The following is a 7,751-nucleotide window of genomic DNA, read 5'->3' on the forward strand; positions in this document are numbered from 1 at the left end:
ACCGCCGCGTGCTGCTCGTCCTGTCCCGACGGGTCTCCGCGACCCGCCACGGCGACTCGACCCAGGGTTACTCGCGTCCCGAGGAACTTCTCGCGGACCTGCGGGCCGTGCAATCCTCGCTCGCGGAGGCCGGCGCCAAGCGCCACGCCTTCGGCGGCGTGCAGCACCTGATCTGGCAGGTCGAGACCTACGGCTTCCACCTCACCGAGCTCGAGGTGCGTCAGCACTCCCAGGTGCACGCGAACGCCCTGGCCGAGCTCGATGCCGGCGACGCGCTCAGCGCCCAGACCGAGGAGGTGCTGGAGGTGTTCCGCGCGATCGCGGACATCCAGCGCGACCGTGGCCTGCGAGCCGCCGGACGCTACGTCGTCTCCTTCACCCAGGCCGCCTCCGATCTGGCGAACGTGCGCCGCCTCGCCAGGTACGCGCTCGGCGACGACGCACCGGTGCTCGACGTGGTGCCGCTGTTCGAGACGTTCGCCGACCTTCAGGCAGCCCCCGGAATCCTGGCCGAGGCCGTGACGTTCCCGGAGTTCCGCGAGCGCATGGCCGCCACCGGCAACCGCCTCGAGGTCATGCTCGGCTACTCGGACTCGTCGAAGGACGTCGGCCCCGTGGCCGCGAACCTCGCACTGTACGAGGCCCAGGAGAAGATCGCACGCTGGGCGCAGGAGTCCGAGATCGAGCTGACGCTCTTCCACGGTCGCGGTGGTGCCCTCGGGCGCGGCGGCGGCCCCGCGAACTCCGCGATCCTCGCGCAGCCGCCGCACTCGGTCGACGGTCGATTCAAGCTCACCGAGCAGGGTGAGGTCATCTTCGCGCGCTATGGCGAGCCGGCCATCGCGATGCGGCACATCGACCAGGTCGCCGCCGCCACGCTGCTCGCGTCGTCCCCCACCGAGGAGGAGCGCACCAGTCGCGCGGCCGAGCGCTACGCGGAGGTCGCCTCGGTCATGGACGCCGCCTCCCGCGAGCGCTTCTTCTCGCTCGTGAAGGCCGATGGATTCGCGCCCTGGTTCGCCACGGTCACCCCGATGGAGGAGATCGGGCTGCTCGCGCTCGGCTCCCGCCCGGCGCGCCGCGGACTGTCCGTCGAGTCGCTCGAGGATCTGCGGGCCATCCCGTGGGTGTTCGCGTGGACGCAGGCGCGCATCAACCTCGCCGGCTGGTTCGGTCTCGGCACCGCCCTGGACGCCGTCGGCGATGAGGAGCTGCTCGTCGAGGCGTACCGCGAGTGGCCGCTGCTTCGCACCATGATCGACAACGTCGCGATGAGCCTCGCCAAGACGGACGAGCGCATCGCGCGGCAGTACCTGGCACTGGGCGACCGCGATGATCTGGCACAGCTCGTCCTCGACGAACTCGCGATCACGCGGCGCTGGGTGATCCGGCTCACCGGCGGCGAGCGCCTGCTGGAGAACAAGCCGGTTCTGCAGCGGGCTGTGCAGCTGCGCAGCCCCTACGTCGACGCTCTCTCGCTGCTGCAGCTACGCGCGCTGCGGGCGCTGCGCTCGGCGAGCGACGAGCCCACCGGCTCGGGCGCCGATGCCGAACAGCAGCGTCTGCTCCTGCTCTCGGTCAGCGGCGTCGCCGCCGGCCTTCAGAACACCGGGTGACCGAGATACCGTCCGGCCGGGTGCGCGATCCGCATTCGGCCGGCCGCTAGAGTGAAACCTCCGCCGACTCCGGCGATGCCTCACGCGACACGATCGCCTGCACCACAATCCCCCATCAGAAAGTCCCTTCCGCGTGACCGCTACGACTCCCGCCGACTTCCATCCGCTCGCCGCCTCCGTGCAGCCCGTGTTCGACACGGTGCTGTCCCGCAGCCCGCACGAGCCGGAGTTCCACCAGGCCGTCCACGAGGTGCTGCACTCGATCGCCCCCGTCCTGGAGCGACGCCCGGAATACGTCGACGGCGGGATCCTCGAGCGGCTCGTCGAACCCGAGCGGCAGATCCTCTTCCGCGTGCCGTGGATCGACGACGCCGGCAAGCTGCAGGTCAACCGCGGCTACCGCATCCAGTTCTCCTCTGTGCTCGGCCCGTACAAGGGCGGACTGCGCTTCCACCCCTCGGTGAACCTGTCGATCATCAAGTTCCTCGGCTTCGAGCAGATCTTCAAGAACGCGCTCACCGGTCAGGGCATCGGCGGCGGCAAGGGCGGGTCCGATTTCGACCCGCACGGCAAGTCCGACGCCGAGGTCATGCGCTTCTGCCAGTCGTTCATGAACGAGCTCTACCGCCACCTGGGCGAGCACACCGACGTCCCCGCGGGCGACATCGGCGTCGGCGGCCGCGAGATCGGCTACCTCTTCGGCCAGTACCGCAAGGTCACCAACCGCCACGAGTCGGGCATGTTCACCGGCAAGGGCACCGGCTGGGGCGGCGCCGAGGTACGCACCGAAGCGACCGGCTACGGGGCGGTGTTCTTCGCGCAGGAGATGCTCGCCGTGCACAACGACTCCCTCACCGGCAAGCGCGTCGGCATCTCGGGCTCGGGCAACGTCGCCATCTACGCGATCCAGAAGGCCACCCAGCTCGGCGCGACCGCCGTCACGGCCTCCGACTCGTCCGGCTACGTCGTCGACGACGCCGGCATCGACGTCGACCTGCTCCGTCAGCTCAAGGAGGTCGAGCGCGCCCGCATCGTCGAGTACGCCAACCGTCGTCCGAGCGCGCGCTTCGTCGAAGGCGGCAGCGTCTGGGAGGTCCCGGTCGACATCGCCGTCCCCTCCGCCACGCAGAACGAGGTCAGCCTCGCGGATGCCGAGGCCCTGATCGCGAACGGCGTGCGCGCCGTCTCCGAGGGCGCGAACATGCCGTGCGTGCCCGACGCCGTCGAGGCCTTCCAGAAAGCGGGCGTGCTGTTCGCCCCCGGCAAGGCCGCGAACGCCGGCGGTGTCGCGACCTCGGCGCTCGAGATGAGCCAGAACGCCTCGCGTCAGCGCTGGACCTTCGCCGACAGCGAGAACAAGCTGCGCGAGATCATGGCCGACATCCACGACGCCGCGTTCGACGCCGCAGAGCGCCACGACGTCGGCGGCGACTACGTGGCCGGAGCCAACATCGCGGGCTTCGAGCGCGTCGCCGCCGCGATGCTCGCCCAGGGCGTCATCTGATCCGAACGACATGAGGCCGGGCATCCGCAGGGGTGCCCGGCCTCGTCGTCTCCGCGGCGTCTCAGTCCGTGATCTCGCGGTCGTTGGCGTGTCGGGCGAGCGAGCTGCCGTAGCGCTCGGTGAGCTGCACCATCAGGTCGGGGGTGTCTCGGTCGACGCCGAACACGTGACCGGGGAAGTCGAGCTCGGGCTGCGCAGCGGCGATCTCCTGATCCCGGTCGGGTGAGAGCAGCTGCACCGGGTCGCCGACGGCCACCCACCCGATCGGGACCACCGTGCCCTCGGGAAGCACGGCGCGGCGGTGCACGATCGCGTTGACCCGCACCTCGCAGCGGGCCCCCACGAGAGCACCGTTGAAGACGCGGGCGCCGGAGGCGAAGAAGACCTCCTCACCCACCGTCGCCCCGGCGATGCTCGCCAGCGTTCCGATCAGCGTGTGCGCGCCGACATGGACCGCATTGGCCGCGGTGGCGCGGATCAGCGCGTTCTCCATCACGATCACGTTCTCGCCGAGGGTGATCGGGCCGCCCTCCGCCGTGATGACGGCGCCGTGCAGCACCTGGCAGCCCGGCCCCACCTCCACATCGCCGGAGACGACGGCGGTGGGGGCGATGACGGCGGTGTCATGGATGCGGGGGCGAGCCCCGAGGTGCTCGTACAACATGCGGCCAGACTAGTCCCGCCGCAGCCGTGAAAGCAGCCGCCGCACGCTACTCGACTTTGGCGGGCTCCGGGAAGATCGCGGTGAACAGCTGCTCGACCCATTCGAGGAGCTGTGCGTCGGGCAACGGCTCGAGCCCCACACCCACAGCGGCGGGAACCGTGGGCATCGGGACGACCAGCGCCTCTCCCCCGGCCACGAGCTTCGCCTTCGGGTACAGCCGCTGCAGCCGCACCTTGATCGAGTCCTCGAGCCGCGCCGGCGCGATGCGCAGGTTCGAACCCATCACGACCACATCCGTCAATCCGGCGCGCGCAGCCCGACGACGCAGCCGCGAGATCGCCAGAAGCCCCTCGACCTCTTCGGGAGGCGTGCCGTAGCGGTCGACGAGTTCTTCGATCACGAGGTCGATGGCGCCGTCCTTCGCCGTGGCCGCCGAGGCCGCCGATAGCTTCTGATACGCCTCGAGGCGCAGTCGCTCGCTGTCGATGTAGTACTCGGGGATCCGCGCATCGAGTGGCAGTTCGAGCCGCAGCTCCTGCCCCGTCTCGACCTCGTCACCGCGGAACGTCGCCACCGCCTCGCCGATCATGCGCAGGTACAGGTCGAAGCCGACGCCGGCGATGTGTCCGGCCTGCTCGGCACCGAGCATGTTGCCCGCGCCGCGAAGCTCGAGGTCCTTCAATGCGACCTGCATGCCCGAGCCGAGCTCGTTGTTGACGGCGATGGTCTGCAGACGGTCGGCGGCGGTCTCCGAGAGCGGCTTCATCTCGTCGTAGAGGAAGTACGCGTACGCCCGCTCCCGCCCGCGCCCGACCCGACCGCGGAGCTGGTGCAGCTGGCTGAGGCCGTACTTGTCGGCGCGGTCGATGATGATCGTGTTCGCGTTCGAGATGTCGAGGCCGGTCTCGATGATCGTGGTCGAGACGAGCACGTCGAACTTGCGCTCCCAGAAGTCGTCGACGACCTGCTCCAGTTGGTGCTCACCCAACTGCCCGTGGGCGACGGCGATGCGCGCTTCGGGCACGAGCTCCGCCAACTGCGCCGCGACGCGCTGAATCGACTGCACGCGGTTGTGCACGAAGAAGACCTGCCCCTCGCGCAGGATCTCGCGCCGGATGGCCGCGGCGATCTGCTTGTCGCTGCGGGGGCCGACGAACGACAGGATCGGATGCCTGTCCTCGGGCGGCGTCGCGAGCGTGGACATCTCGCGGATGCCCGTGACCGCCATCTCCAGCGTGCGCGGGATGGGGGTGGCGCTCATGGCGAGGATGTCGACGTTGGTCTTCAGCTTCTTCAGCGCGTCCTTGTGCTCGACGCCGAACCGCTGCTCCTCATCGATGATCATCAGGCCGAGATCCTTGAAGATGACCCCTTCCGTGAGGATGCGGTGGGTGCCGATGATCATGTCGACCGACCCCTCCAGCAGCCCCTGGAGCGTGAGCCGGACCTCCTTGTCGGTCTGGAAGCGCGACAGCGCGCGCACCTTGACCGGGAAACCGGCGAAGCGCTCGGTGAACGTCTCCATGTGCTGCTTCACCAGGAGCGTCGTCGGCACGAGCATCGCGACCTGCTTGCCGTCCTGGATCGCCTTGAACGCCGCGCGCACGGCGACCTCGGTCTTGCCGAAGCCGACGTCGCCGGAGAGCAGCCGGTCCATCGGGATCGGCCGCTCCATGTCGGCCTTGATCTCGTCGATGGTCTGCAACTGGTCCTGCGTCTCCGCGAACGGGAACGCCTCCTCCAACTCGCGCTGCCAAGGCGTGTCCGGGCCGAAGGCATGGCCCTTGGCGCTCATGCGCGCGGAGTACAGCTTCACGAGCTCGACGGCGATATCGCGCACCGCCTTGCGGGCCTTGCCCTTGGCCTGCGACCAGTCGCTGCCGCCCATCTTCGACAGGGTCGGGGCCTCGCCGCCGACGTACTTCGAGAGGGAGTCGAGCTGATCCGTCGGCACATACAGCTTGTCGCCCGGGTAGCCGCGCTTGGAGGGGGCGTATTCGAGGATGAGATAGTCGCGCACGGACTTGGTCGCGTTGCGGCCACCGGTGGACACCTCACGCTGGGTCATCTCGACGAACCGTCCGATGCCGTGCGTGGCGTGCACCACGAAGTCGCCCTGCTTCAGCTGCAAGGGGTCGACGACGTTCTTGCGCCGCGAGGCGAGCTTCTTGACGACCCGCTGGTCGCCACCGATCGTGCGTCCGTAGAACTCGTTGTCGGTGAGGACGGCGAGCTTCGCCTCGGGCACCTGGAATCCGGCTTCGACGGACCCCATGACCAGGGTCGCGACACCGGCCTCGGGCGCATCCGTGAGACTCTCGACGACGCGGGCCGCGAGGCCGCGATCGGACAGCACATCGCGTGCACGGTCGACCAGGCCGCTTCCGGCTGCGATCACCACGACGCGCCAGCCGTCGGTGACCTTGGCCTCGACGAACGAGATCGCCCCGTCGACGTTGCCGTGGAACGACGGGATGATGGCGGCACCGAGGGTGGCGGCATCCGTGTCGGAAGCCGCATCGCCGTCGCCGACGCTGATGCCGAAGGGGCTCAGCTGCCACCAGACGCCACCCCGGTCGCGCACGACCTCGCGCAGTTCGGCGACCGTGAGGAAGTCGCCGGCCCCGAGGTCGATGGGCGCCGACGCACCAGAGGTGGCCGCGCTCCAGGCGGCATCGAGGAACTCGCGGTTGGTGTCACCCAGCGTGATCGCACGCGCGGTGGAGCGGTCGGGATCGACGACGGCCGTCGCGGCCCCCGCCGGCAGATACTCGGCCAGGGACTTCAGCGGCCCCGCGACCGCAGGCAGGAGCGATTCCATGCCCTCGACCGGGATGCCCTCGGACATCTTCTCGAGCATCCCTCTGATCGCCGGGAATCCCTCGATCAGCTCCCGCGCGCGATCGCGGACATCGGCGGTCAGCAGCAGCTCGCGGCTCGGCGGCAGGTCGACGCCGGGCACGTCGCCGGGGAGCGAGCGCTGATCGGCGACGGAGAAGGCGCGTATCTGGTCGATCTCGTCGCCGAAGAACTCGATGCGGAACGGGTGCTCCGAGACGGGAGGGAAGACATCGAGGATGCCGCCGCGCACGGCGAACTCGCCACGGCGGGAGACCATGTCGACACGGGAGTATGCGCGCTCCACGAGCTGCTCGACCACGCGGTCGAGCTCGTTGCCCCTGCTGCCGACGGAGAGTTCGAGCGGCGCGATCTCCCCGAGGTTGCCCGCGATCGGCTGCAGCGCCGCGCGCACGGAGGCGACGATCACGAGCGGGTGGTCACCGGACCACTCCGCGATGCGGCGCAGTGTCTGCAGGCGCTGGCCCACCGTGTCGACGCTGGGGCTCAGGCGCTCGTGCGGCAGCGTCTCCCAGGCCGGGAACGTCAGGATGTCGGCCGTGGGCAGGTAGGCATGCATCGCCAGCGCCAGGCTCTCGGCGCGGCGCCCGGTGGGGACGACCGCGAGGAGGGCGGGAGGATGCCCCGCCGCCGCGCGCTTGCCGAGCAGACCGGCGAGCGCCGGCGCATCGAGCCCGTCGACCAGACCGAGGTCGGCATCGGTGTGCGCCCACTGCAGAGCGTCACGGTACAGAGACGCCTCTTCCAAGGCGCGCAGAATCCCCGGAACAGTCACCGGACAAGACTAGTCGCGCCCGCCGACACTCCGGCCCGCCCGCTCGTTTCGAGGGGGCTCACCTCAATAGGCTGTCGGGATGGAATCCGTCGCCCTGTCCACCGAACGTCTCGTCCTGCATGCACCGACGGAGGCGGACATCGATGCGATCACGGAGGCGTGCCAGGATCCGGAGATCGCGCGCTGGACGACGGTTCCGAGCCCGTACAACCGCGAGGATGCCGAGCACTTCGTGCGTCTCGTCGCGGGGTCGTGGGCCGACGGCTCGGAGGCCGTCTGGGGCATGTACGCCGGCGACGAGCTCGTGGGCATGATCGGTCTGCACGGCATCGC

Annotated in this window: 5 protein-coding genes; 3 read left to right on the top strand and 2 right to left on the bottom strand. The window is 69.7% G+C overall.

All coding sequences use genetic code 11. The annotated features are described in order from the left end of the window. Together ACNPM4_RS05240 and gdhA are read left to right on the top strand one after the other, a co-directional pair. On the top strand, window positions 1-1,616 hold a 1,616-nt coding region (locus ACNPM4_RS05240; RefSeq protein WP_448984940.1), incomplete at its 5' end, for a phosphoenolpyruvate carboxylase. 133 nt (window positions 1,617-1,749) lie between these two features. Continuing rightward, window positions 1,750-3,120 (top strand): NADP-specific glutamate dehydrogenase, encoded by a 1,371-nt coding sequence (gdhA, locus tag ACNPM4_RS05245; protein WP_262000591.1) that lies wholly within the window; start codon window positions 1,750-1,752, stop codon window positions 3,118-3,120. A gap of 61 nt (window positions 3,121-3,181) precedes the next feature. Here gdhA and ACNPM4_RS05250 read toward each other — a convergent pair whose 3' ends face one another. Then, a complete protein-coding gene (locus tag ACNPM4_RS05250; protein WP_448984941.1) occupies window positions 3,182-3,784 on the bottom strand; it encodes a gamma carbonic anhydrase family protein in 603 nt (200 codons plus the stop codon). Window positions 3,785-3,830: 46 nt separating this feature from the next. Then, the gene (gene mfd, locus ACNPM4_RS05255) at window positions 3,831-7,418 is read right to left on the bottom strand and encodes a transcription-repair coupling factor (protein ID WP_029263001.1); all 3,588 of its coding nucleotides are present in this window, start codon (window positions 7,416-7,418) and stop codon (window positions 3,831-3,833) included. A gap of 79 nt (window positions 7,419-7,497) precedes the next feature. On the opposite strand from mfd, the gene ACNPM4_RS05260 reads away from it, so the two are divergent. Next, window positions 7,498-7,751 (top strand): GNAT family N-acetyltransferase (locus tag ACNPM4_RS05260; protein WP_448984942.1); only part of this gene is annotated, 254 nt, incomplete at its 3' end.

It is taken from the genome of Microbacterium umsixpiens, assembly GCF_053543675.1.